Genomic DNA, 24,239 nt, shown 5'->3' with positions numbered 1-24,239 from the left:
TGGAACCGGAGCGGCCACGGCATCGGCGCCGACCGCCCGGACCGGTGGCCTCCGGTCGGGGCCGGGCACGGAACGGGCCGGCGTCCGTCCGGACGCCGGCCCGTTCACCACGGTACGGGTCAGCCGGCGAGCGCGCCGTCCGACGAGAAGACCAGCCCGACACTCACGGTGCCGCTGGTCAACGCCGACTTCGTCTGCGGTCCGCCGGCGTCGAGCGAGCTGAACGAACCGGCCCGGAAGTCGTAGACCTCGATCAGACCGGCCTGGCACTTCGGCCGCTGCGGGCACTCCGGCGGGCCGGCCAGCACCGTCGCCGAACCCGAGCACTTGCTGGCCAGGTCGGACAGCGTGGTGACGCCGTACTGGTCGGCGAACTCCTTGGTCACGGCGAAGGCGTTCTGGTTCTGCGCCTGCGACGGCTTGCCGAACGTGATGCCGACCGGCTCGCCGACGGTCTTCAGCCCGGTCACGGTCTGGTCGAGGTCGGGCGACGAGACGGCCGGCGCGTTCGCGCCGTTGACCTTGCCGTTGAGGAAGTCGGCCATGGTGGCGGCGTATTCCGGAACGACCTGGATCTCGCCCTTCTCCAGCGCCGGCTCGTAGAGTTCCCGGTTGCCGATCTGCTGCACGGTGACGTCGTAGCCGGCCGCCGTGAGCACGATGCGGTACAGCTCACCGAGGGTCTGGTTCTCGCTGAAGTTGGCGGCACCGACGGTGATGGCGCCGCCCGGACCGGCGGTGACACCGGTCGTGAGGTTGTTGGCGGTCGCGAACTCCTCGGCCGCCACCTTGGGCGTCTTGCGGTCGACGTCGACCGCCTTGTTGAGCGCGATGAGCTTGGTGGTGTCGAGCGCGTCGGAGACCTTGTCGAGCGCCGCGATCAGCTCGGGGGTCGCCGCCTCGGCGTTGACCGCCGGAATGATGTTGTCGGTGTTCTGCAGCTTCTTGTCGTCTTCGAGGACGACGAGTTGGGTGCCGGCGACCGGGGCGCACCCGGCCCCCGAGGCACCGGTGTCGGGGGCCTCGGTGCCGGAGGAACCGGCATCGCCGCAACCGGCGAGGAAGCCCGCGGCGGCAAGCATTCCCACCGCACCCAACGCCAACCGTGAACCTGCGCGCATCAGCCCGCCTTCCGTGTCCCGGCGCGACCACGATGGCCGGCCGCGTGTCCGACGGGCGGATTCGTCGATGTCGCCGCCCGTTACTTTTCACCCAACCCAATGAGCGTCGGATGCGACAACTCGAGGGCGATGTTGTCATCAGATCGTCACGTGGCGTTGAGAAGTTACGCGTGGTGACCGGTTCTGCCTATCCGGTCAGGCCTTGCCGACCGGTGCCGCCTGCCGCCGCGCCGCCCGTCCCCGGGTACGCCGCAACGGCCGCGGCGTCACCGCCCGCTCGACGACGGCGAGCACCCCCTCCACCAGTACGGCGAGCACCGCGACGAGCAGACCGCCGGCGAGGATCTGCCCACCGCCGACCGACATGCCCAGCCCGAACCCGGCACTGATGATCTGCCCGAGCCCGCCCCCGTTGACGAACGAGGCGAGCGCGGCCGTGGCGATCACCTGCACCGCGGCGGTACGGAACCCGGCGGCCAGGTAGGGCACCGCGAGCGGCAGCTCGACCCGGCGCAGCACCTGCCCACCGGACAGCCCCATTCCGCGGGCCGCCTCCCGGGTCTCCGGGTCGACCTGGCGCACGCCGGTGTAGGCGTTGGCGAGCAGCGGCGGGATCGCGAAGACCGCCAGCGCGATGATCACGGGCGGCTTGCCGAAGCCCAGGAAGGTCAGCGGCAGGATGGTCAGCAGGGCGATCGTCGGAATCGACAGGGTCAGGTTGGAGATGAGCACCACGGCGCCGCCGCCCCGGCCGGTGTGCCCCAGCCAGAGCCCGACCGGCCAGGCGATCAGGCAGCCGAGCGCGACCGCCGCCGCCGAGATGTAGAGGTGCTCGCCGAGCCGGTCCAGGACCCCGCCGGGATTGGTCCAGTTGAGCGGGTCGTTGAGCCAGACGATCGCCTGCTCGATCGGGTTCATCGCACGCTCCCGCGGGCCCACGGGGTGAGCAGCCGACCGATCCCGGCCAGCAGCAGGTCGAGCACGAGTGCGAGGCCCACGCACAGGATGGTGCCGGTCAGGATCTCCGCCTTGTAGAAGTTGTTGCGGAACCCGCCCAGGATCAGGTCGCCGAGGCCGCCGAACCCGATCAGGGAACCGACGGTGACCAGCGCCACGGTCGAGACGGTCGCGAGCCGTACGCCGGTGATGATGCCCGGCAGCGCGAGCGGCAGATCGATCCGCAGCAGTCGCCCGAGCCTGCCGTAGCCCATTCCGAGCGCGGCGTCCCGGGCCTCCTCCGGCACCTGGTTCAGTCCGGCCAGGGTGTTGCGCACCATCAACAGCAGGGCGTACAGCACGAGGGCGATCAGCACCGAGGCCGGATTGGTCGTGCCGACGTACGGGGCGACGAAGGCGAGCAGCGCCAGCGAGGGAATCGTGTAGAGGACGCCGGACAGTGCGAGAATCGGCCCGGTGAGGGGCCGGAACCAGTACGCGACCACCGCCAGCGGCAGTGCCACCACCGCCGCGATGACGACCGCCTGCGCGGTCAGGGTCGCGTGCTCGCGCAGTGCGGCGAGGATGGTCTCCGAGTTGTCCCGAACGTACCGCCAGGAGAACCAGGGATTGCCCGGGCCCTCGTAGGCGAATCGCTCGCCGGCCAGCACGGTGAGGCTGGACAATCCGCGGAAGGACATACGTGGACGTTACCCCGGAGGCGGGCTCCGCCGCGCCCGCAGCGACCGTGCCGTCCGGCGCCGCGCCGATCGCGCTCGACCGGATCCGCAAGCAGTATCCCGATGGGACGGTGGCGGTCTCGGAGCTGAGCCTGGAGGTCGAGGCGGGCGAACTGATGGTCCTCATCGGCCCGTCCGGCTGCGGCAAGTCGACCGTCCTGCGAATGATCAACCGGCTGATCGAGCCGTCCGGCGGCCGGATCCTGCTCGGTGGTGAGGACGTGACCAGCGCCGACCCGGTGACCCTGCGCCGCCGGATCGGATACGTCATCCAGAACGTCGGGCTCTTCCCGCACCAGACGATCCGCACCAACGTCGGTACCGTGCCGCGGCTGCTCGGCTGGCCGAAGGACCGGATCCGCAAGCGGGCCGACGAACTCCTCGAACTGGTCGGCCTCGACCCGGGCAAGTTCGCCGGGCGCTACCCGCACGAACTCTCCGGCGGACAGCGACAGCGGGTCGGCGTGGCGCGTGCCCTGGCCGCCGACCCGGTCGTGCTGCTGATGGACGAACCGTTCTCGGCCGTGGACCCGATCGTGCGTACCCGGTTGCAGGAGGAGTTCCTGCGCCTCCAGGCCGAGGTACGCAAGACGATCGTCCTGGTCACCCACGACCTCGACGAGGCGGTCCGGCTCGGTGACCGGATCGCGGTGCTGTCCCAGGGTGGCCGGCTGGAGCAGTACGCCTCACCGGCGAAGCTGCTCGGCGAACCGGCCTCGGCCTTCGTACGCGAGTTCGTCGGCACCGACCGGGGTATCCGCCGGCTGGCCGTCACCCCGGTGTCCCGGGACCTGCTCGATCCGCTATCCACTGTGGATGACATCGACGAACTGCCCACGGTGGAACTCGGTTCGTCGCTCTACGACGCGCTCGCCAGGATGCTGACCACGAACGCCGACCACTGCCGGGTCGTCGAGGGGACGGAGCCGGTCGGCCTGCTGAGCCGGCATCGCATCCTCAGCATCGACTACCCGGCCGACCCCGCACGGTAGCGCCGGGGAGTGCGCGGCCGGACCCGGGGGGACAAGCCCGGCCGCGCACCGGGGGGTGGTGCCGAATCAGGTCTGCGGTAGCCGCCGAGACCCGCGACGCCGACGGCCCGTTGGTGTACGACCGCTGGCGGGGGCTCGCACCGGCGTCGGACCGCCCGGGCGCCCCGGAGCGGTCCGATAACGACCCCTGCAAGCCATGTGCCCGGTATTTCCCAACAGGTCCATCGGCGAAACCGACTGTCCGGAAACCGGCGGAGTTGTCCGACCCACCAGCCGGTTCGGGTCAGTGCTTGAGCAGGTAGTCGATGAAGGCGGCGCGCAGCAACGGCTCCGACTCGGCGTAGCCGTGCCCGGTGAACTCACGCCACAGCGCGACCGCGTCGTCGATCGTCGGACCCACCGAGTTCGGCGAACCGTCCAGCTCCGCGGCGTCGTCGGCGTGCGGAAGGTGCCGCAGGACCGACCAGAAGAAGGCCACGTCCCGGTTTTCCCGCGCCGTGGCGAAGGCCCGCTCGCGCAGTTCCTCGGTCGGCAGGGCGTCCAGCTCGGCGAACTCGGGGCCGGACACGCCGCCGGACGACTCGGTCATGCCCCGCACCCGCTTCGCTCGCTCATGGGCCGAGCGTAACCGTTGATCGTCCCGCCGGCACGGCCGGTGCCCGGGTGTCGGCGCCCCCGAACACGCCGGATCAGCGGTCCTCCGAACCCCAGCGGCCGCTGCCCCACGAGTCCAGCCGCCGGTCGGCGGGCTGCGGCGGCAACCCGCTCGACCACGAATCCGGATCCTGCGACCGCAGCTCCGACCAGCCCGAGGTACGGGTGATCGCCGGCTCGTTCAGCCAGTCCTCGTCACGTACGGTGGCCGACCTCGGCCGCCCGAACGTCTCGACCAGCCGGCTGACCACCAACCCGGCCACGATCGTCGCGGCAGCCACCGCGTACAGCGAGACGTCCCAACCACGTTCCGCAGCGTACGTGATGAACAGCGTGACGAGCACGACGGTCAGCAGGCTGCCGAAGATCCCGCCGCGCCGGCCGAACACGCTGGTCCCGCCCAGCAGGGTGGCGCCCAGCGCCAGCCCGGTCCACTCCAGTCCCGGGGTCGGCACGACCGGGCCGGTCGTGCCGCCGGCGAGGAGGACCCCGGCCACCACGGCGAACAGCATCGACGAGACGAGTACCGCCGCGGCGAGCGCACCGGCCAGTGCTCCCCGGCGGCGCGCCGGGTCGGCGACCGGCCGGAACCGCCCGACCGTCCGGCGGATCGCCCGGATGCTGCCGAGCAGGCCACCGAGCAGGGCGAGGGCGGCGAACCCGCCGAAGAAGTACAGTGCCTGCCCGGTCGGGTCGTACGTGCTCTGCACCGTCACGGGCGCCGACCGCTGCCCGATGAAGACCATGACCGCGAGCGCGGCACCGAGCGTGGCGGCCCACGCGGGTACGTGGAACCCGACGACCACGACGGCGATCACCGCGCCGAGGGCGGCGGCGGCGAGCGCGGCGACCGCGACCGTGTCGAGGACCCCCCGGTCGCTCTGCTCCGCGAAGTGCAGCGCCGCGGCGATCGCGACCGGTCCCAGGGCGAGATTCGGCGTGCCGGCGCGCAGGGTCAGGCCGGTGGCGAGGGTGAGCAGGCCGAGCGCGGCCGCGAAGACCAGCAGCGAGTCGAGCGCGTCGACGCGTAGGGCGTCGGGGTTCTCCCGGTACAGCAGAAACGCCACCGCCAGCACGCCGAGCAGCAGAACGATCTCCCACGCCACGTGGATCGCCATCCGGTCACGGCCGGGCTCGCCGTGCGCCGGGTCGTCGAAGACGTCCTCGAGAACGGCCGGCGGCACGGTGCGCTGCGTCGCGGTCGTGCCCGGATCGGCCGTACGGCGATCGCCGGCCCCGTCCGGGCCGGTGCTGGACCCGGCGGCCGCGGTCGTGGCGACGCCGCCGGGGCTGGTCGCAGCCGGGCCGCCAGGGGCGCGGCGCCCCGGAAGCGGATCGGGGTCGGGGTCGCGTCCGGGGTCGAGGGCCGAGTCGTTCCGCGAGCCGAACAGCGGATCGGTGCCCGACGGGTCACGTCGGGGCAACCTCGACTCGTCGTACGACATCTCACGGGCCTCCTGTGGTCATTCAGCCGACCACTACCTGGCCCTTCGTTGCCGTCGGGACGCCGAGTCGGTCGGATGACCGGCCCGATCCGACGACGTCGGCGGGGTCGAACCAGTCGGACGCACCGTACCCGCGTGGCCGCCTGGGCGTCACCCCCCGTATCTGTTGTCGCTGCCCGGGGTTTTCCCGATCATTCCCGCGACTCGTCCGCCTGCTGCTCCTCGTCGGGCCGCTCCGGCACCCGGCAGGACCGCTCCAGCCACAGCGCGGCACCGACCAGCGCGAGCGACGCGACCAGTCCGCCGACGGCGGCGGGCAGGTCGTCGGACGCCGCCTTCGTCGGCTCGATCAGCAGCCAGGCGGCGATCCCGCCGTAGAAGCCGGCGAATATCGAGGCGGCCAGCGAGGACGCCTTGGCGAGCACGACGAAGCGCGCCACCGTCAGCGGTTCCACCGGCTCCCGCCCCGGCCGGCGATCGATCCGGGCCCGGGTGTTCACGGCCGCGTAGCCCTCCAGCACGGCCAAACCGAGGATCGTCACCGTCGGTAGCCAGGGCAGGTCCGGGAACGCCCGGTAGTAGACATTGCTGATGACGAGCCAGGCCAGCGCCGCCGCGGCCAGCCCGGCGACGACCAGCGTGGCCGGTCGGGTCGGGCCCAGACGTGGCTGCTCGGGCGCCGGCCGACGCCGGGAAGAGTCCGGTTCGCTCACGAAACCGACTCTAGTGGCAGATCCGGTCGCGGGCTGAGGTCCGTGACCTCGCTCGCCAGCGGCTCCGCGTTGAGCAGGTCGGTCAGCCATCCGTGGCCGGGCAGCCGCCCGTACGGGTCGATGTCGATCCACGGCCGGAGCACGAAGGCCCGCAGGTGCGCCCGGGGGTGCGGCAGGGTCAGCTCCGGGTCGTCGCTGAGCACCGGCTCGCCGTCGGCGTCCCAGACCACGATCACGTCTACGTCGAGGGTGCGCGGCCCGAAGCGGCGGGCCGGGTCCCGCTGCCGGCCGGCCGCCGCCTCGGCGGCCCGGGCCCGTTCCAGCCACTCCCGCGGCGTGGCCTCCGCGTCCTCGACCAGGATCGCCGCGTTCAGGTACGCCGGCTGGTCGGCGTCGCCCCACGGCGGCGTCTCGTAGACCCCGGACGCGACCAGCAGCACGTCGTCGAACGACGTCACCGCCGCCCGTAGCCGGCTGATCCGGTCACCGAGGTTGCTGCCCAGCGACAGCACCGCCCGGGTCCCGGGTTTCCCGGTGCCCGCGCTCCGCTGCCCGGTCATGTGCCCGGCCTGGTCCGGGTCAGGGTGACCGCGACGTCGGCGAAGTCGTGCGGGATCGGCGCCTGCGGCTTGTGCACCGTGACCGTCGCCGAGTTGACCCGTACGTCGGACAGGCACACCGCCACCAGCCGGTCGGCCAGCGTCTCGATCAGGTTGACCGGCTCGCCGGTGACCACCGCGACCAGACGTTCGGCGAGTTCGCCGTAGTGGACGGTGTCGCCGACGTCGTCGGAGCCGGCCGCGGGCCGCAGGTCGACGTCGAGCACGACATCGACGACGAAGTCCTGGCCCTGCTCGCGTTCGAAGTCGAAGACCCCGTGCCGGCCGTGGGCGCGCAGCCCGGTCAGCGAGATCCGGTCGGTCATCGCGACGGCCCTCCTTCGACGTCGGTGCTCCGGGCGCCTTGCCCGGGGCCGGTCCCGGGGTCCGCGGTCGGGGCCGGGTCCACGGTCGGTGCTGGGTCCGCGGCCGCGGCGGTCGGGGCGGGGGCCAGCCGGGGACGCCCGCTGGCCCGCCACACCGCGAGGGCGTCGACGGTCTCGCGTACGTCGTGCACCCGTACCCCCCATGCTCCCGCCGCGACCGCGAGCACGCTGGTGGCGACGGTGGCGGCCGTACGGCCACCGGTCGGCCGTGGCGTCCCGTCCGGCCCGGCGAGCAATTGTCCCAGGTACGACTTGCGGCTGGCGGCGAACAGCAGCGGATACCCCAACGACAGCAGCTCCGGCAGGCCCATGGTGAGCCGCCAGTTGTCCTGCGGGCCCTTGGCGAAGCCGAGTCCGGGGTCGATGACGATGCGGTCGGCGGCGACGCCGGCGGCGAGCGCCGCCTCGATCCGTCGGGCGAGTTCGGCCCGTACGTCGCGGACGACGTCGGAGTAGCTGGCGAGATCACGCATCCGCTTCGAGTGGCCGCGCCAGTGCATCAGCACCCAGGGACAGCCGGCGGCGGCCACCACCCCGGCCATCGCGGGGTCGGCCAGCCCGCCGGACACGTCGTTGACGACCGTCGCGCCGGCCTCGAGGGCGGCGTCCGCCACGCTGGCCCGGGTGGTGTCGACGCTCATCGGTACGCCGAGGTCGGCGAGCGCGCGGACGACCGGCAGGATGCGGGCGATCTCCGTCCTGGCGTCGACCCGGTCGGCACCCGGACGGGTCGACTCGCCGCCGATGTCGACCAGGTCGGCACCCTGCTCGCGCATCTCGACCCCGTGTCGTACGGCGGCGTCCAGATCGGTGTACCGCCCGCCGTCGGAGAACGAGTCCGGCGTGACGTTGAGTACCCCCATCACCACCGGATGGTCGGCGCGCAGCAGATCAGGCACGGCTAGACGGTACCCAGGGCCGGAGAAGCCCTTGCCACCACCTCTTAGAACAGGTGTACGATTCCTCGCGCCACGCCAGCACCACCAGCCACACTCTTCGTAGCTTGTTCCTAAGCAGGGCGCACCGTACGCTTTGGAATTGCGCATCATTCAGACGTCCAAGCGCGAGGGGATGGGCCAAAGTTGCACAAAACGCCCAGAAATCACCACCATTCGCGGTGGCGGTGAGACGCAGAGTCAGCATGACCATGCTCGACTCGGCACTTCGCAAGGCTTGACAACTGCAGTGCCTCGGCTCCGCCGGCCGGGCACCGGGGAGGTTTCCGATGATCGCCACAGAGCTGGTCGACGCGGCGTGGACGAGCGCCACGCAGGTGGTCGACGCGCTCGCCCCCATACTCGCCGCCGAACCGGCCCCCTCCGACTTCAACACCGAGGGCGTCGTCACCTTCCTGGCCAGCAAGGTGGCCCCGATCCTGCTCGCCGTACTCGGCGTGATCTTCATCGGCCGGGCCAGCAAGGGCGAGATCTCGAAGGTGCTCACCAGCTCGGCGATCGCGATCGTCGGCCTCGCCTTCATCGCCGGCGCCGCCACACTGTTCTTCGTCGGGGATTACCTGATCAATCTGATGTTCGAATAGGGCGCGGGGCACGAGATGCGGCTGCGCACCGACGACGACATCTACCGGGCCCGACTGGTCTACCTCGGTCCGCCGGGCTACACGCTGCCGGTACACCTCCCGTACGCCCAGTACGGCCTATTCATGCTGCTCGTCCCGCTGTACATGTTCATCCACTGGATGTTCACGCTCAACGTCGAACTGTTCCCCGCCTGGGAAATCGCGCTGGCGATCGTGACGACCTCGTTCATCTTCCGCTACGTCGATCCCGACCGGCCCGCACGCATGGTCATCCGGACGGCACTGACCGACTGGCGGCGCACCCGCGAACCGGCCGTCGAACGGCGCGACCCCCGGTTGATCGCCACCCGCATCCGGGTTCGGGAGGAACTGGTATGAGCGAACACATCCGGCGGAATCCGCCACCCGCCGGCGACCTGGGTGGGGCGAGAGCATGACCCGTTCCACTCCGCCGGGCCCATCCCGCTCGGCCGGCCGCCCGACCGGCAACCGTCGTGACGGTACGCGGTCACGCGACTACCACGAGCCTGATCTTGCCGAGGAGACGGGCACCGACGGCGAGCTGGTGGCGAGCCCCGGACACGGGGCGGTCGCCGTCTTCCAGGCGCCGCAACCGCCCCGCGGTCGTCCGGCCGCACCGCCGGCGGGGCGCCGCCCGACGTCGGCCGAGCACGCCGACATCGACTCCCCGTTCCTCGACCTCTTCGCCGGATCGCCGCCACGGGTCGATCCACCCGCCGCCGCGGCCAACCGACCGGTCGCCTCGCCAGAGACGCCGGCACGCCGGCCCCGACCGGAGCTGCCCGGCGGCCGCGAGCGGCCGCCGGCCTGGGAGCCGGACCCGGGCCCCACCGCCCACCGCCGGCCCGAACCGGTACGGCACGAGCTGGCGCCGGCGCCGGCGACGCCATCCGCTCCGGTCGTCGTACCGCCGGACGCCGAACCGCGCCACGTCACAGCACCGGTCGCCCCACCGGCCGCGGTTGCTCCGGACGAGCCGGTCACATCCATCGACCAGCTGCTCACGAGCCCCGCCCAGCAGCCGGTTCCGGTGGAGCCGTCCGCCCTGCCGGCCTCCGTCCCACCCGACGAGGACGTGGTCCCGAGCCGGCGCCGCGCCGACAAACCGGCGACCGACAAGCGCGGCCGGCCCCGGAAGCAGCCCGCCGCGAAACCGGTCCGGGTCAAACCCCCCAAGGTCAAGTTCAGCGACCGCGACCCGTCGATCGAGCTGGCCATCTCCGAGATCGCCGGCCACCTGACGTTCGCCCCCAACACCGTCACCGCGTGGTACTGGCTGCCCGAAGTGCGGTGGGCCTTCCGGCCGGACGCCGAACGGGAGGCCCTCCTTTCGGCGATCTCCGAGCAGTACGCCGGGCTCGCCGGGTTCCGGCTGCATCTGCGCCGGACCACCCGGCCGTTCCCCGCCGACGAGTGGGCCCGGACGATCGACACCTACACGGCCAACCCGCTGCCCGACGTACCCGGGGCCGCGTCGTGGTCCGACCACCTCGTCGCCGCCCAGCGGCACCTGCTGTCGGTCAACCACGCCGAGGGGCAGACCTACCTCGGGGTGACCTTCGCCCGCCGTACGATCGGCAACTCGCTCGCCGAACGGGTACTGCGGGCCTTCGGCCGTGGCGTCGGCGAGGGCGAACGCCGCAAGCTCGGCCGTACGGTCGAACAGTTCGACGAGGTGCTCGCCGCGTTCGGTATGCGCGGCCGCCGGGTGACGTCGCAGGAGCTCGAGTGGCTGCTCTACCGCTCGGTGGCACTGTGCATGGCGCCGCCCGGCGTGCTGTCACCGGTCACCAACGGCCGGTGGGAACGCGGCGACCTGCTCGCCCTGACCGAGCAGATCGAGCGCTACCGCACCCCGTACGGCTCCACGGTCAAGCTGGTCAACCGGATGACCGGCGAGGAGCGGCACGTCGCCGTACTCGCCGTCGGCCGGATGGAGCCGCTGGAGATCCCCGAACGCCACGAGCCGTGGCTGCACTTCCACGAACGGCTGCCGTGGCCGATGGAGCTGTCGTCCCGATTCGACATCCTGGGCTCCAACGACTCGTTCCGGAACCTCGAACACCGGCTCCGGATGATCCGCTCCCAGCAGCTCGACTACGCCGAGCACGGCATCGACGCGCCCCCGGAGCTGGAACGGCTCGCCAAGCGGGCGCTGGTGATCGGCGACGAGATGACCACCGGGCTGCCGGTGGAATCGGCCCGCGCGCACGGCTGGCACCGGATCGCGGTCGGCGGAAAGACCCGCGAGGAGTGCCTCGAACGGGCCCGTCGGCTCATCCAGCTCTACTCCCGCGAACTGCGGATCGCGCTCCAGCATCCGAAGAGCCAGGACTGGTTGGCCCGGGAGTTCATCCCCGGCGAGCCGATCGCCAACACCGGTTACGTCCGCCGGATGCCGGTGAAACTGCTCGCCGCCGCGCTGCCACAGGCCGCGTCCACCGTCGGCGACCGGCGCGGTGACCTGATCGGCCGGACCGCCGGCACCTGCCGCCGGCCGGTCTTCCTCGACCTGCACTTCCCGATGGAGGTCCGCGAACGCTCCGGGCTGGCCGTCTTCGTCGCCGAACCCGGCGGCGGCAAGTCCACCCTGCTCGGCGCGCTGGGCTACCTCGCCGCCCGGCGGGGCGTGCAGGTGACGCTGCTCGACCCGTCCGGACCGCTCGCCCGGCTGTGCGCGATGCCCGAGCTGCGGCCGTACTCGCGGGTGCTCAACCTGACCGGCTCCGAGCAGGGCACCCTCGCCCCGTACGCGTTGATCCCGACTCCGCTGCGGTCGGAGTTCCCGACCGGTGCGGCGGGCGACCGCGAGTTCGACATCGCCGTCTCCAACGCCCGCGCCGAACGCCGCATGTTGGTCCAGGACATCTGCATGATGCTCGTGCCGCCGCAGGTCGCCCGGGAGGCGTCCACGGCGACCCTGCTGCGGCACGCCGTACGGCAGGTACCGGCCGAGGAGACCTCGACGCTCGACGACGTGGTCGCCTGCCTGGCCGGCCTCGACGACCACGAGGGGCGCGAACTCGCCAACCTGCTCCTCGACACCGCCGAGATGCCGCTGGCCCTGCTCTTCTTCGGCCGCCCGCCGGAGGGGCTACTGGGCGCCGACGCCACCCTGACCGTCATCACCATGGCCGGTCTGCGGCTGCCCGACCTCAAGATCGAACGCGAGTACTGGTCGGCCGAGGAAGCCCTCGCCCTGCCGATGCTGCACACCGCGCACCGGCTCGCCGTACGGCGCTGCTACGGCGGCTCCATGTCGTCCCGCAAACTGGTCGGCCTCGACGAGGCACACTTCATGGAGGGGTGGCGCTCCGGACGCTCGTTCCTGGTCCGGCTGGCCCGCGACTCCCGCAAGTGGAACCTGTCCGCCCTGGTCGCGTCGCAGAACCCGCGCGACATCCTCGGGCTCGACGTACAGAACCTCGTCTCCACCGTCTTCGTCGGCCGCATCGCCGAGGACGAAGAGATCGCCTCGGAGGCGCTGCGGCTGCTCCGGGTGCCGGTCAACGACGGCTACGAGGCGACCCTGGCTTCCCTGTCCAACGTGGATGCGTCATCGGCTTCTCGGCTCGGCTTCCGGGAGTTCGTCATGCGTGATGTGGACGGTCGCGTGCAGAAGGTACGCGTGGACGTGTCGTACGTCGAGGGTCTGCTCGACCACCTCGACACCACACCGGCCGCGATGACACCGACACCCACAGCCCTCACCTCCGAACTGCCGGATCTGGAGTCCTGACATGGCCAGGCGGGCCATGGCCATGCTCCTCGCCGTACTCGTCGGTGCGGTGGCGACCGTGTCGTGGCCGGCGCTGGGGGCAAGCCCGGCGCAAGCCGCCCCGCTGCCGGCCCGGGCCCCGGCCGAACTCTGCACCACCGAGCAGTGGCAGGCCGATTTCCGGGCCTGCGTCGACCGCCTCCAGGACGTCACCGAGGCCCGCGCCCAGTGCCTGACCGCCCCGACTCCGGGCACTCCCGACTCCGGACTGGCCGGCTGGTTCGCCGGGCGGCCCGATTCCTCGAAGCTTCCCGGCCCGCAGGGCCTCTACAGCGACTACGGCTACGCCGGCTACAGCTACACCACGTACGACATCGAGGGCGGCTGCGCCTCGACACTGCTACACCCGGAATACCGGGTCACCACGACGATCGCCAACGGCGAGTTCATGATCGCCACCGCCATCATCGGTGCCTCGAACGCGCTACGGGAACGGGCCTGGAGCCCCCAGTCGATGTGGGGCTGGGCCGATCCGCTGGTCGAGCAGGCCACGAAGGCGATCTACCAGAAGGTGTTCAGCGTCTTCGGCATCGTCACGCTGTGCGTGGTGGGGCTCTACCTCATCTGGCGCTCCCGGCAGTCCGACATGAGCAACGCCATGACGACCGCCGGATGGGCGGTGTTCGTGATGGTGGCGGTGACCGCCGTGGCGGCGTGGCCGGTGGCATCGGCCAACATCGCGGACCGGGCCCTGGTGAGCGGCCTGGGCGTCGTACACGATGCGGTCGGCCCAGCGGCCAGAGACGTGCCACCGGACAAATGCGCCGTCCCCAATCCCGACGCTTGCATCGACAAACGACCACCCGCGGTACGGGCCAGTGACACGTCCACCGAGACGATGCTCTACCGGAACTGGCTGCGCGGCGTGCTCGGCTCCGCGGACACCGAGACGGCCCGGAAGTACGGGCGCGCGCTCTACGATGCCAAGTCGCTGTCGTGGCAGGAAGCCGAACGGCTTCGGACGAATCCGGCGGACCGCGACGCGACCATCGCAGCAAAGGGCCGGCAGTGGATGAAGGTCGCCGAGCAGATCCGGGCCGAGGATCCGGAGGCCTACGAGTACCTCCAGGGCACCCGGGACATGGACCGGGTGGGGGCGGGCTTCATCGCCGTGCTCGCCGCGCTCCTGTTCGCAATGTTCGATCTCACCGCGTCGCTGCTGGTACTGCTCGGATTCCTGATCTTCCGGTGGGCGGTCGTCGCCGCACCGATCCTCGGCACGGTCGGGTTGATGCGCCCGGCCAGCGCCGGCATCCGGCGACTCGGAAACGCCGTCGTGGCCGCCATCTTCAACATCGCGATCTTCGGTACCGGTGCGGCCGTCTACCTCCTGGCGGTCGATCTGGTGATGAGCACCCCGACCCTGCCGGGCTGGCTACAGGTGGTGCTGGTCTGGCTCTGCGGCGTGGTCGGGTGGCTGTTGCTCCGGCCGTACCGGCGGATCACCCAACTCGGCGGCAAGGACGCCACCGCCGCGGTCACCTCGGCCGGCTCGTGGCACCGCCAGTTCTTCAAGGACATGCGCGAGGCCGCGAAACTCAACAGCGCCGAACCGGGTGGCTCCGCGGAACCGCAGTCCGGCAAACGTCGGCAGGTTGTCGTCGAACAGTCCAACCTGCGCCCGGAGGCGCGGCTGGAGGATCCGGCGCATTCCTCCGAGGGCCGGGAACGCTCCGGGGAGAAGGCACCGTCGTCGGTGGCGGAACCGGCGGCCACCACTTCCCCCGAACCGTCACGGCCACCGGTCCGGCCACGGCGCCCCGCGCAGTGGACCGAACCGGACGTCCCGGAGAGTGCTCCCTCCTTCGCCATCTACCGTCCGGGCTCCAGCGACCGCACGACGCCCGAGCCGGCGCCGCGGGTGCGTACCGAGGCGAGGTGACCGGTTGAGACGCGCGCTGGAACGCCTCGTCGTCGGCGTCTTCCGGTCCCGGGTGTGGGTCGCCGTCGCGCTCGGCATAGCGATCTTCGGCATCGTGGCACTGGCCCGGCTGGTGTCCGGACCGGACGGGACCGGTGACGAGGTGCCCCGAGGGGCACCGGTGCGTCCCCTGGTCACCATCGACCCGGGTACCGGTGACGACGGGGTGGTGTCGCCACCACCGCAACCGTCGATCAAGGCCCGGCCGGGCACACCCGCGCCGGAAACCGTCGCCCGCGCCTTCGCCGCGGCCTGGGTGAACCATCAGGACGTCTCGGCCGAGGACTGGCACGCGGCGCTGCTCCCGCACTCGACGGCCGCGCTCGCCGACAAACTGAGCGGGGTGGACCCGGCGGTCGTGCCCGCCAGCCGGGTGACCGGCGATCCCGCCCTGACCCCGTACGCCGAAGGGCTCGCCGACGCGACGGTCCCGGTCGACTCCGGTCGGCTACGGCTGCGGATGGTCACCTCGGCGGACCGCTGGCTGGTCGACGGTGTCGACTGGGAGCGGGCATGACCACGGGCGGCAGCCGACGCCGGCGATGGCGCGGAGTGCTGGCCCTCGGAATCACCACCGTGCTGGTGGCGCTCTGCTGCGCCGGCGGGGTGACCGCACTCTTCCTCACCGACCCGGCGACGGAGGACGACTCCCTCCTGCTGTCCAGCTTCGGCTGTGGCGAGAGTGGCCCGGTCGACGCCAACGGCGACCTGCCCCGGATCGACCCGTACGGTGAGGCGCAGATCCGCAACGCGGCCGTCATCATCAACGTGGGTGCGGAAATGTCCGTGCCGCCCAAGGGCTGGGTCGTGGCGGTGGCGACCGCGATGCAGGAGTCGGCGCTGTCGAACCTGCCCCACCTGGGCGCCGACAACGACCACGACTCGGTGGGGTTATTCCAGCAGCGGCCCAGCCAGGGCTGGGGCACGCCGGCCCAGCTCCAGGATCCGGTCTACGCGTCCCGCAAGTTCTACCAGAAACTGCTCACCGTCAAAGGCTGGCAGCAGATGCCGCTCACCGAGGCGGCCCAGAAGGTACAGGTCAGTGCCTTCCCCGACGCGTACGCGAAGCACGAACCGCTCGCCACGCAGATCGTCAACATCCTGGCCGACGGTGCGGCGCGGGCGGCCGGTGCGGTCTCCGATCTGCGCTGCGCGACGGACGGTGAGGTCGCCGCGTCCGGCTGGACCGCGCCGGTCGGCGAGGGCATCGTCTCCGCATTCCGGACCGCGGCCCGGCCGAGCCACCACGGGGTCGACCTCGGTTCCGGCCGCGGTACGCCGATCCGCGCCGCCGCCGCCGGGCGGGTGCTGGTCTCCCGGTGTGACGCCGACAGCGCACCACCCTGGTCCTGCGACTCGGACGGCTCCCCGTCCACCGCGGGGTGCGGCTGGTACGTCGACATGCTCCATGCCGGCAACATCGTCACCCGGTACTGCCACATGGTCAGCCGGCCGCACGTCGCCGTCGGCGAGAAGGTCGCGGCCGGTCAGGTCATCGGACTGGTCGGCACCAGCGGCCGCTCCTCCGGTCCGCACCTGCACTTCGAGGTGCACATCAACGGCGACCGGAGCAGCCGCGGCGCGGTCGACCCGGTGCGATTCATGCGGGACGTGGGCGCCCCCCTGGGGGCCGGTACATGATCCGGGGACGCTGATGGGTGGAGAGCCGATCCCGGACCCGTTCGCAGACCAGCCCGACTGGGCGCCGCGGCCACCGCGGCCGATCGTTCCCGCCCCGGCCGCTGGCCGGAACGACCTACGCGGACGGCGGGTCGTCGTCGGGCTGCCCGGCCTCGGCTGGCGCACGGACCTCCGCGCCGACGAGACGGTCGTGCAGGGCAGTCGTAGCTACGTGCCGGTCATCGTCGAACAGGACTGGTACCGCGCCGAGACGGAGCAGATCGAGGTGTTCGCGCCGTTGGTACCCGCCGAACGGGTGTGGCTGGAGATGGTCGGACCGGCGAGTTCCGACCGCCCGTCGCGCACCGACGTGCTCTCGCGGCTGGTCTCGCTCGACGCGCCGGCCCGCCGCGATCCGGTACCGGTGGTGGATGCCGACGCGCTGGTCGGTCGGCGGGTGGTCGAGGTCTCCGACGGGGTGGAGCGGCGCGATCTGCGCGCGGTCACCGACATGCACACGAGCAGCGACGGGGACATCTGCGTACGGGTCGCCACCGAGATGGACTGGTACCGCTGGGCCTGGACGGGTCAGCCACCCAAGACACTCGAAGTGCCGGTCCATCTTCTCTGGATCGAGTGACACTAGGCATTCTCTGTCGCGGCACACACCCGCCAACTGTCGGACTCTGCCAGCTCAAAACGCCAGTCCTGAAGGTCGCTCTGCTCGAAGCCATCGACCACGGCGGAAATCTTCAGCTCCAGCGTGACCTCGGCAAACTCATCGCGCATGGCCGTTCCCAGGCTTCCCCACGAGACGTTGAACTGAGTGCCGAACTCCTGCTCACGGCTCAACAGGTCCGCACGAAGCAGCAACAGCGGAGCCAGCCGGGCAGCCTCTGGGCAGGTGAAGATGGCCGCTTTGACCTCGTCACGTTCGACGAACACCGCGCGTAGGTAGCTGGAGACAACGACGTCCGGGGCGCTGCGGTCCGGCTGGGTCACGGTGTCGTACGCGACGTACACCACCCCCGCCCCACCGACGCAGAGCAACGCGATCATCCCGCCCAACACCGACAGCACCAGCCGGAGCCGCCGTACCCGGGGCATCGAACCGCCGGGCCCGTACGCGGACCGCTGACCGGGCTGCACCGGAGGCATCGCTGATTCCACGTACCGAGGTTATCGGCCCTGGCGCCCCGACCCAACGGGCACGAACCTCCATCTCCGTAACCACAACGGCTCGATCGTTAACTATGCGTAGTCACCCCGTCGACCCTGGCCGCACTGCCTGCGCGTCCGTGAAAGGCGGTGCGGTTCTTGGGATACGGTCGTCTTTCGACGGACGTGCCGGCCACGACGAAAGGCGGACGGGGTGGCCAGCTTGAAGGGGCGGGCGAGCCGGGCTGCCGCGTTGCACCGGCAGGCCGCGGCGGTGGTGGCGGCGGCCGGTGGCGCCCTCGACGCCACCCGACCGGCTCCGGCCGACCGGCGGGAGCAGCATGATCTGGCCGAGCGGCTGCGGGCCGCGGCGGCCTTGCTGGCGCCGGGTTGGCTCGGCGGGCCGTTGGAGGCGCAGTCGGCGGAGACGCCGCTCGGTGGGCCGGGGCTGCCGGAGTTCGTCCGGATCGGTACGGCGCAGCCGTTGGACGATGCCCGATTCCCGGCGATCGTCCCGCTCCTCGGCACCGGTCATCTGACCATCGACGCCGATGCCCGGGACGCGCGGGTCTCGGGTCTGATCCGGGCCGTGTTGCTGCGGCTGCTCGCGGCCGCGCCGGCCGGTTCGCTGCTGGTCCGCGCGGTCGACGCGGCCGGGATGGGTACGGTCTTCGCGCCGTTCGCCCCGCTTGCCGATGCCGGTCTGATGCCGCCGCCGGTCTCCGACCGCACCGGGCTGCGGGCGGTGTTGGCCGAGGCCGAGCAGTGGGTACGGCCGGCCCGTCCCGCCGCGGCCCGGCACAACCGCCGGGATCGTACGTTGCTGGTGGTGATCGCGTCGCTGCCGGAGCTGACCGAGGGTGGTGATCTGGCCCGGATCGCCGCCCTGGCGCAGCACGGTCCGGCGGCCGGGTTGCACCTGATCGTGGCCGGCTGGCCGCCACCGCCGTTGACCGCGGAGACCACTCAGGCGCCGTTGCCGCGGACCACGATGGTCACGTTGCGGAATCCGTACGCGCTGATCAGTGATCCGCCGGGTGGGTCGTTCGGCAGTCCGGCACCGCATCTGCCGTCGACCGGGCTGAATTCTCCGGTCTTCCTCGACGAGGACCCGCCGGCCCACCTGTTCGACCGGGTGTGTCAGGAGTTGGCCGACCGGTTCGACGCCCGGTCGCGGCTGTCGCTGCGTGACCTGCTGCCCGACGATGCCGACGGGTCGTGGACCGAGGAGTCGTCGGCGGGGCTGGCGACGACGGTGGGCCAGGACGGCGATCGTCCGGTGTTGCTCCAGTTCAACGACCTGACGCCGCACTGGATGGTCGGCGGGCGGTCGGGCTCCGGCAAGACGGCGTTCCTCGTCAACGTCCTCTATGGACTCTGTGCCCGGTACGGTCCGGCGGAGTTGACGCTCTACCTGCTCGACTTCAAGGAAGGCGTCTCCTTCGCCGAGTTCGTGCCGACCGACCGGGATCAGACGTGGTTGCCGCAGGCACGGGCGGTCGGTGTCGAGTCCGACCGGGAGTACGGGCTCGCGGTGCTCCGCGACCTCGACGCGGAGATGACCCGACGTTCGGTGGCGTACAAGCGGGCCGGGGTGACCCGCTTCGCCGAGTTGCGCGAGCGTCAGCGGCTGCCGCGGCTGGTGTGTGTGGTGGACGAGTTCCAGGTGCTGTTGGCCGGCGGCGACCGGCTGGCGGGCGAGGCGGTGGACCTGCTGGAGTCGCTGGCCCGCAAGGGCCGGTCGTACGGCATCCACCTGGTGCTCGCGAGCCAGACAGTGCTGGGGGTCGAGGCGCTGTACGCCAAGCGTGACGCGATCTTCGGACAGTTCCCGGTACGGGTCGCCCTGCCCGGCGGCGGTGAGGTCCTGGAGCCCGCCAACGACGCGGCCGCCGGCCTGCCGCTGGGTACGGCGGTCGTCAACACCGCAGGTGGGTTGGGTGGGCCGCGGGGCGCGACCCGGGGGCACGAGCGCATCGTCCGGTTTCCGGATCCGCACGCCGACCGGGCGGCGCTGTCGGCGCTGCGGCACCGGTTGTGGGAGGCCCGGCCGCCGGAGGCGACACCGCCGCCGGTGTTCGCCGGGTACGCGGAGCAGCGTCTCGACGACGATCCGACCTACCTGGCGGCGCTGGCGGGCCGGTCGGCGCGGCCGGCGGCGCTGGTGGGCCGGACGGTCGATGTCCAGTTGTCGACCGCGTCCTTTCCGCTCGACGCCTCGCCGGGCCGGCATCTGGCGGTGCTCGGCCCGGACCCGGCCGGCGCGGACGTGCTGGCGGCGGCGGCCCGCAGTCTGGCTGTGCAGCACGCGCCGGGTACGGTGCGGTTCGTCGTGGCCTCGTTGGTGGGTGACGGCGATTCGGCCGCGAACGGGTTGGTGGCGGAGTTGGCCGGGCGGCAGGAGGTCGAGAGTGTCGACGTGGCGGGCCTGACCGGGGCGCTGGGCCTGGATCGTCCCGGCTATCTGGTGGTCTTCGGCATGGACACGGTGGGTACGGACTCGCTGCCGGCGGAGCGGCTTCGGGAGCTGCTGCGGCACGGTCCCGGCCGCGGGGTCCATCTGCTGTCGTGGTGGCGTGGGACGCGCCGGTTCGCCGAGGAGTTGGGCGGCACCGCGGCCCGCGACGACGTGGCCGGCCTGCTCTTCCTCAACGTGCCCGGCACCGAGGTGTCGGCGCTGGTCGGTCGCCCGGTCGACTGGCAGCCTCGGCCCAACCGGGCGTTGCTCCACGACCGGCACACCGACCGTACGGCGGTGATCGTGCCGTTCACCGGTCCGGAGCGGGACGCATGACCGGGCCGGAGCCGACCGCGGACGCGTGGCGTGACTATCTGGCGGCCGCGCAGCGGCTGGACGCGGTACGCCGGGCCGCGGCCCAGGCCGCGAGCGAGCAGGCGCAGGCGGTCCAGGCCGCCCGCGACGAGCTGACCGGGGTACGGGCCCGACTCGTGCCGCAACAGTCGCGTCTGCGTGAGCTGGGGGTCCGGGACCGTGATCTGGTGCCGGAGCCGGCCGAGGTGGCGGCGGAGGCGGCGGGGATGGGTGGCGGCCCGGGGGCGGTCGTGGCGGCACTGCGGCGAAGCCGGTCGATCGTGGATGTGGCGGACGCCGCGGCGGCGGGTACGCTGCCCGACCCGCCGCGCGGCGCGGGCGCTCCGTGGCTGCGCAACCTGCTCGTGTACGGCCCGTTCGCTCTCGTGGTCCTGGTCATCGAGGTGGCCCTCTACCTGGTGTCCGGGGAGCGGTCGCCGGACCTCGCCGTGCTGCTGTGCGGGGCCGGGCTGCCGGTGGCGGCGTTCGCCCTCGGCTGGCTGGTCGTCGGTTTCGTCTTCCGGCCGGCACCCGGTGCCCGGGTCGAACGCACCGCTCTGGTCGGGGCTCTGGTGTGTGGTGCCCCGATGCTGGTGCTGTGCCTGTGGTCGGTTGCCGACCGGATCAACGGATAGGGCCGCCGCCCGCTACGAGTTGATGATGAGCGACATCGCCTCGGCGCGGGATTTGGCGCTGCGCTGGTGCAGGCCGCGTACGGCCGAGGTGATGGTCTTGGCCCCGGCCTTCTGGATGCCACGCATGGCCATGCACATGTGCTCGCACTCGAGTACGACGATCACGCCGCGCGGGTCGAGCTTGGCCATCAGCAGATCCGCGATCTGCGAGGTGAGCCGTTCCTGCACCTGGGGGCGGCGGGCGTAGACCTCCACCAGCCGGGCGAGCTTGGACAGACCGGTGATCCGGCCGTGGGTGCCGGGCACGTAGCCGATGTGCGCCACGCCGTGGAACGGCAGCAGGTGGTGCTCGCACAGGCTCATCACGTCGATGTCGCGGACCAGCACGAGTTCCTCGTGGTTGGCCTCGAAGGTGGTGGTGAGCACCTGGGCGGGGTCGACGCGCAGGCCGGCGAACAGTTCGGCGTACGCCCGGGCGACCCGGGCCGGGGTGTTCCGCAGCCCGTCGCGGTCGGGGTCCTCCCCGACCGCGACGAGGATCTCGCGTACGGCGCGCTGGATCCGGTCGAGGTCGACGGCCTGCTCGACGGGTACGCCGGTGAGCTTGCCGTTGACCAGCCGGGCGGCCAGGTAGTCGAGGGCGTCGTCGCCGTCGGGTTCGGTCGAGGAGACCGACTGGCCGTTGGGCGACGGGAACGCCTCGACCGGGTCGGGGCGGGAGCCCGTGCCGGCGCTCAGTGTGTGCCGTCCGAGTTCGCGGCGGGCCCGCCGACGGTGGTGGCCTGTGCCCCGTCCGCCTCGGCCTGCTTCTTCAGCGTGTTCTTCTCGCCGGGCGTGAGGACCGGCGGCTCGGTCGACGGCTGGCGCTTGCCGAAGTTGTTGTACGGCGCCATCGGCGGCCGCTTGACCACCCGGGCGCAGATGCGGGCCATGTCGGTCTGGGAGATGGTTTCCTTCTCCATCAACTCCAGCACGATGTTGTCGAGCACGTCCCGGTATTCGACCAGGATCTCCCAGGCCTCGTCGTGGGCGAGTTCGATCAGCGCCCGCATCTCGCCGTCGATCTCGGCGGCGACCGCGTCGGAGTAGTCCCGCTCGTGGCCCATGTTGCGGCCGAGGAAGGGCTCGTCGCCGCTGGTGCCGTACTTGATGGCACCGAGCTTGGAGCTCATGCCGTACTGGGTGATCATGGCACGGGCGAGCGCGGTGGCCTTCTCGATGTCGTTGCCGGCACCGGTGGTCGGCTCGTGGAAGACCAGTTCCTCGGCGGCCCGGCCGCCGAGCGCGTACGCCAGGGTGTCGATCATCTCGGCCCTGGTCTGGGTGTACTTGTCCTCGGTGGGCAGCACCAGGGTGTGTCCCAGCGACCGGCCCCGGGACAGGATCGTCACCTTGTGCACCGGTGCGGCGTGCGGCAGCGCCCAGGCGACCAGCGCGTGGCCGCCCTCGTGGTAGGCGGTGATCTTCTTCTCGTTGTCGCCCATGACCCGGGTGCGCCGCTGCGGGCCGGCGACCACCCGGTCGATCGACTCCTCCAGCGAATCGTTGGAGATCGCCCGCTTGTCCTGGCGGGCGGTCAGCAGGGCCGCTTCGTTGATCACGTTCGCCAGGTCGGCGCCGCTGAAGCCGGGGGTACGCCGGGCGACCGCGTCGAGGTCGACGTCGGGGGTGAACGGCTTGCCCTTGGCGTGTACCCGCAGGATGGCCTTGCGGCCCTCCATGTCGGGGGTGTCGACCGGGATCTGCCGGTCGAAGCGACCCGGCCGCAGCAGGGCGGGGTCGAGGATGTCGGGCCGGTTGGTGGCGGCGATCAGGATGACGCCGCCCTTGGTGTCGAAGCCGTCCATCTCGACGAGGAGCTGGTTGAGGGTCTGCTCGCGCTCGTCGTGGCCACCGCCCATACCGGCACCCCGGTGCCGGCCGACGGCGTCGATCTCGTCGACGAACACGATGGCGGGGGCGTTGGCCTTCGCCTGCTCGAAGAGGTCGCGGACCCGGCTGGCGCCGACGCCGACGAACATCTCGACGAAGTCGGAACCGGAGATCGAGTAGAAGGGCACGCCGGCCTCGCCGGCGACCGCGCGGGCGAGCAGGGTCTTACCCGTACCGGGCGGGCCGAAGAGCAGGACGCCCTTCGGGATCTTGGCGCCGAGCGCCTGGTACTTCGCCGGGTTCTGGAGGAAGTCCTTGATCTCGTGGAGTTCCTCCACGGCCTCCTCGGAGCCGGCGACGTCGGCGAACGTCGTCTTCGGCGTGTCCTTGGTGATCATCTTCGCCTTGGACTTGCCGAAGTTGAGCACCCGGGAGCCGCCGCCCTGCATCTGCGACATGAACAGCAGGAGCAGGATGACCAGCACCGCGATCGGCAGCAGGTTGACCAGCAGGGTGAGGAAGACGTTGTCCTGCGACACCTCGGTGTCGGCGGGGCCGGTGATCCGGTTGGCCGCCTTCGCCTCGAGCACGCTGTTCCAGACCTCGTCGCCCACCTGGTACGGGAACTGGGCCTCGATCTTGTCGGTGTCGGTGTCGCCGAACCGCGCCTGGTCGGCGAGGTCGAGCCGGAGCGTCTGCTCCTTGTCCTGTAGGACGGCCTTCTCGATGCCACCCTTGTTGAGCTGCTCGAGCATCACCGAGGTGTCGACCTTGTGGTAGCTCGGACCGCCAGTGAAGAAAGAACTGAGTGCGATCGCACCGATGATCACCAGGATGATCCAGACCACCGGGCGGCGGAAGAAACGCGTACGTTCCATACTGTTTCGAGCGCCGAAACGCCCGGACCCTCCTGATCGACGTCTTGGCCGTCTGGTTAGCCAGGAGCCGCCGGTGGCGACCTCTCGACCGGCTCGGGAGCCGGTTTCGACCCGACCTGGGTGGCCGGCCCTGATCCGACCGGACCGGCTGGTCGGCCGGGATCCGTCCGTCCGGGATCCGTCCGACCGGCCAGGATGGCCGGATTGCCCGCGACACTGATCTGCTGCGCCACGGTCATTCGAAGGTACACCGTGAGCGCGAGGCGCGAGTGTTTCGGGGCGGTCTACGCACAGCGACACCGTCCCGGGTGTGCGTGTGGGCTCGCGGCCCCGCGACAGCCGCCCCGGACCGCCCCGGGCTGGGTTCGGAACCGGGCCGGCCTGCTCCCGGCGCCGTCCACGGTAACGACGGTTCCTG

The 24,239-nt window shown here is 71.5% G+C and carries 22 protein-coding genes; 10 read left to right on the top strand and 12 right to left on the bottom strand.

Translation table 11 applies throughout. From position 1 onward, the window contains the following. Positions 1-119: 119 nt before the first annotated feature. The 3 genes from AB0I42_RS08240 to AB0I42_RS08230 form a co-directional block, all read right to left on the bottom strand. The gene (locus tag AB0I42_RS08240; RefSeq protein WP_357535330.1) at positions 120-1,121 is read right to left on the bottom strand and encodes a glycine betaine ABC transporter substrate-binding protein; all 1,002 of its coding nucleotides are present in this window, start codon (positions 1,119-1,121) and stop codon (positions 120-122) included. A gap of 195 nt (positions 1,122-1,316) precedes the next feature. Next, positions 1,317-2,039 (bottom strand): ABC transporter permease, encoded by a 723-nt coding sequence (locus AB0I42_RS08235; protein ID WP_357535328.1) that lies wholly within the window; start codon positions 2,037-2,039, stop codon positions 1,317-1,319. Next, entirely contained in the window at positions 2,036-2,758 is a 723-nt protein-coding gene (locus AB0I42_RS08230) for an ABC transporter permease subunit (protein ID WP_357535326.1), read from the bottom strand. The genes AB0I42_RS08235 and AB0I42_RS08230 overlap by 4 nt, the downstream gene beginning before the upstream one ends. A gap of 2 nt (positions 2,759-2,760) precedes the next feature. Here AB0I42_RS08230 and AB0I42_RS08225 point away from each other — a divergent pair, with 2 nt between their 5' ends. Continuing rightward, the gene (locus AB0I42_RS08225) at positions 2,761-3,789 is read left to right on the top strand and encodes an ATP-binding cassette domain-containing protein (protein ID WP_357535324.1); all 1,029 of its coding nucleotides are present in this window, start codon (positions 2,761-2,763) and stop codon (positions 3,787-3,789) included. A 283-nt stretch (positions 3,790-4,072) separates the two neighbouring features. On the opposite strand, the gene AB0I42_RS08220 is transcribed toward AB0I42_RS08225, so the two are convergent. The 6 genes from AB0I42_RS08220 to folP form a co-directional block, all read right to left on the bottom strand. Continuing rightward, positions 4,073-4,378 carry a hypothetical protein gene (locus tag AB0I42_RS08220; protein ID WP_357535323.1) on the bottom strand — a complete coding sequence of 102 codons (306 nt, stop codon included), beginning with the start codon at positions 4,376-4,378 and terminating at the stop codon, positions 4,073-4,075. A 100-nt stretch (positions 4,379-4,478) separates the two neighbouring features. Beyond that, positions 4,479-5,888, bottom strand: a complete 1,410-nt coding sequence (locus AB0I42_RS08215) for an ABC transporter permease (RefSeq protein ID WP_357535321.1) — start codon at positions 5,886-5,888, stop codon at positions 4,479-4,481. 191 nt (positions 5,889-6,079) lie between these two features. Further along, on the bottom strand, positions 6,080-6,550 hold the full coding sequence (locus tag AB0I42_RS08210; protein WP_357535661.1) for a DUF3180 domain-containing protein: 471 nt from the start codon (positions 6,548-6,550) through the stop codon (positions 6,080-6,082). A 47-nt stretch (positions 6,551-6,597) separates the two neighbouring features. Next, the gene (gene folK / locus AB0I42_RS08205) at positions 6,598-7,161 is read right to left on the bottom strand and encodes a 2-amino-4-hydroxy-6-hydroxymethyldihydropteridine diphosphokinase (protein WP_357535319.1); all 564 of its coding nucleotides are present in this window, start codon (positions 7,159-7,161) and stop codon (positions 6,598-6,600) included. Further along, positions 7,158-7,526 (bottom strand): dihydroneopterin aldolase, encoded by a 369-nt coding sequence (gene folB / locus AB0I42_RS08200; protein WP_357535317.1) that lies wholly within the window; start codon positions 7,524-7,526, stop codon positions 7,158-7,160. The genes folK and folB overlap by 4 nt, the downstream gene beginning before the upstream one ends. Then, positions 7,523-8,485: a dihydropteroate synthase gene (gene folP, locus AB0I42_RS08195; RefSeq protein ID WP_357535316.1), complete on the bottom strand. Its 963-nt coding sequence runs from the start codon at positions 8,483-8,485 to the stop codon at positions 7,523-7,525. The genes folB and folP overlap by 4 nt, the downstream gene beginning before the upstream one ends. A gap of 326 nt (positions 8,486-8,811) precedes the next feature. Here folP and AB0I42_RS08190 point away from each other — a divergent pair, with 326 nt between their 5' ends. The 7 genes from AB0I42_RS08190 to AB0I42_RS08160 are packed head-to-tail and all read left to right on the top strand — an operon-like array spanning position 8,812 to position 17,106. After that, positions 8,812-9,126 carry a hypothetical protein gene (locus AB0I42_RS08190; protein ID WP_357535314.1) on the top strand — a complete coding sequence of 105 codons (315 nt, stop codon included), beginning with the start codon at positions 8,812-8,814 and terminating at the stop codon, positions 9,124-9,126. A 15-nt stretch (positions 9,127-9,141) separates the two neighbouring features. Further along, a complete protein-coding gene (locus AB0I42_RS08185; RefSeq protein ID WP_212825763.1) occupies positions 9,142-9,504 on the top strand; it encodes a hypothetical protein in 363 nt (120 codons plus the stop codon). Between the two features lie 55 nt (positions 9,505-9,559). After that, complete coding sequence (locus tag AB0I42_RS08180) at positions 9,560-12,886, top strand: ATP-binding protein (RefSeq protein WP_357535312.1); 3,327 nt, start codon at positions 9,560-9,562, stop codon at positions 12,884-12,886. 1 nt (position 12,887) lies between these two features. Continuing rightward, on the top strand, positions 12,888-14,807 hold the full coding sequence (locus tag AB0I42_RS08175; RefSeq protein WP_357535310.1) for an MFS transporter: 1,920 nt from the start codon (positions 12,888-12,890) through the stop codon (positions 14,805-14,807). 4 nt (positions 14,808-14,811) lie between these two features. Continuing rightward, a complete protein-coding gene (locus tag AB0I42_RS08170) occupies positions 14,812-15,363 on the top strand; it encodes a hypothetical protein (RefSeq protein ID WP_357535308.1) in 552 nt (183 codons plus the stop codon). Next, positions 15,360-16,487, top strand: a complete 1,128-nt coding sequence (locus AB0I42_RS08165) for a M23 family metallopeptidase (RefSeq protein ID WP_357535306.1) — start codon at positions 15,360-15,362, stop codon at positions 16,485-16,487. Before AB0I42_RS08170 ends, AB0I42_RS08165 begins: the two co-directional genes overlap by 4 nt. 13 nt (positions 16,488-16,500) lie before the next feature. Next, positions 16,501-17,106, top strand: coding sequence for a hypothetical protein (locus AB0I42_RS08160; protein WP_357535304.1), 606 nt, complete (start codon positions 16,501-16,503; stop codon positions 17,104-17,106). Positions 17,107-17,108: 2 nt separating this feature from the next. On the opposite strand, the gene AB0I42_RS08155 is transcribed toward AB0I42_RS08160, so the two are convergent. After that, entirely contained in the window at positions 17,109-17,636 is a 528-nt protein-coding gene (locus AB0I42_RS08155) for a hypothetical protein (RefSeq protein ID WP_357535302.1), read from the bottom strand. 202 nt (positions 17,637-17,838) lie between these two features. On the opposite strand from AB0I42_RS08155, the gene AB0I42_RS08150 reads away from it, so the two are divergent. Beyond that, entirely contained in the window at positions 17,839-20,418 is a 2,580-nt protein-coding gene (locus AB0I42_RS08150) for an FtsK/SpoIIIE domain-containing protein (protein WP_357535301.1), read from the top strand. Then, positions 20,415-21,071 carry a hypothetical protein gene (locus tag AB0I42_RS08145; protein WP_357535300.1) on the top strand — a complete coding sequence of 219 codons (657 nt, stop codon included), beginning with the start codon at positions 20,415-20,417 and terminating at the stop codon, positions 21,069-21,071. The genes AB0I42_RS08150 and AB0I42_RS08145 overlap by 4 nt, the downstream gene beginning before the upstream one ends. Before the next feature lie 12 nt (positions 21,072-21,083). Here AB0I42_RS08145 and folE read toward each other — a convergent pair whose 3' ends face one another. Continuing rightward, the gene (gene folE / locus AB0I42_RS08140) at positions 21,084-21,701 is read right to left on the bottom strand and encodes a GTP cyclohydrolase I FolE (protein WP_357535659.1); all 618 of its coding nucleotides are present in this window, start codon (positions 21,699-21,701) and stop codon (positions 21,084-21,086) included. Positions 21,702-21,805: 104 nt separating this feature from the next. Next, positions 21,806-23,821 carry an ATP-dependent zinc metalloprotease FtsH gene (gene ftsH, locus AB0I42_RS08135; RefSeq protein WP_357535299.1) on the bottom strand — a complete coding sequence of 672 codons (2,016 nt, stop codon included), beginning with the start codon at positions 23,819-23,821 and terminating at the stop codon, positions 21,806-21,808. Positions 23,822-24,239: the final 418 nt, after the last annotated feature.

The sequence above is a fragment of the Polymorphospora sp. NPDC050346 genome (assembly GCF_040655695.1).
GTDB classification, from domain to species: Bacteria; Actinomycetota; Actinomycetes; order Mycobacteriales; family Micromonosporaceae; genus Polymorphospora; species Polymorphospora lycopeni.
The sequence above is the reverse complement of the archived record's forward strand: the minus strand, read 5'-3'. Positions and strand labels throughout refer to the sequence as shown.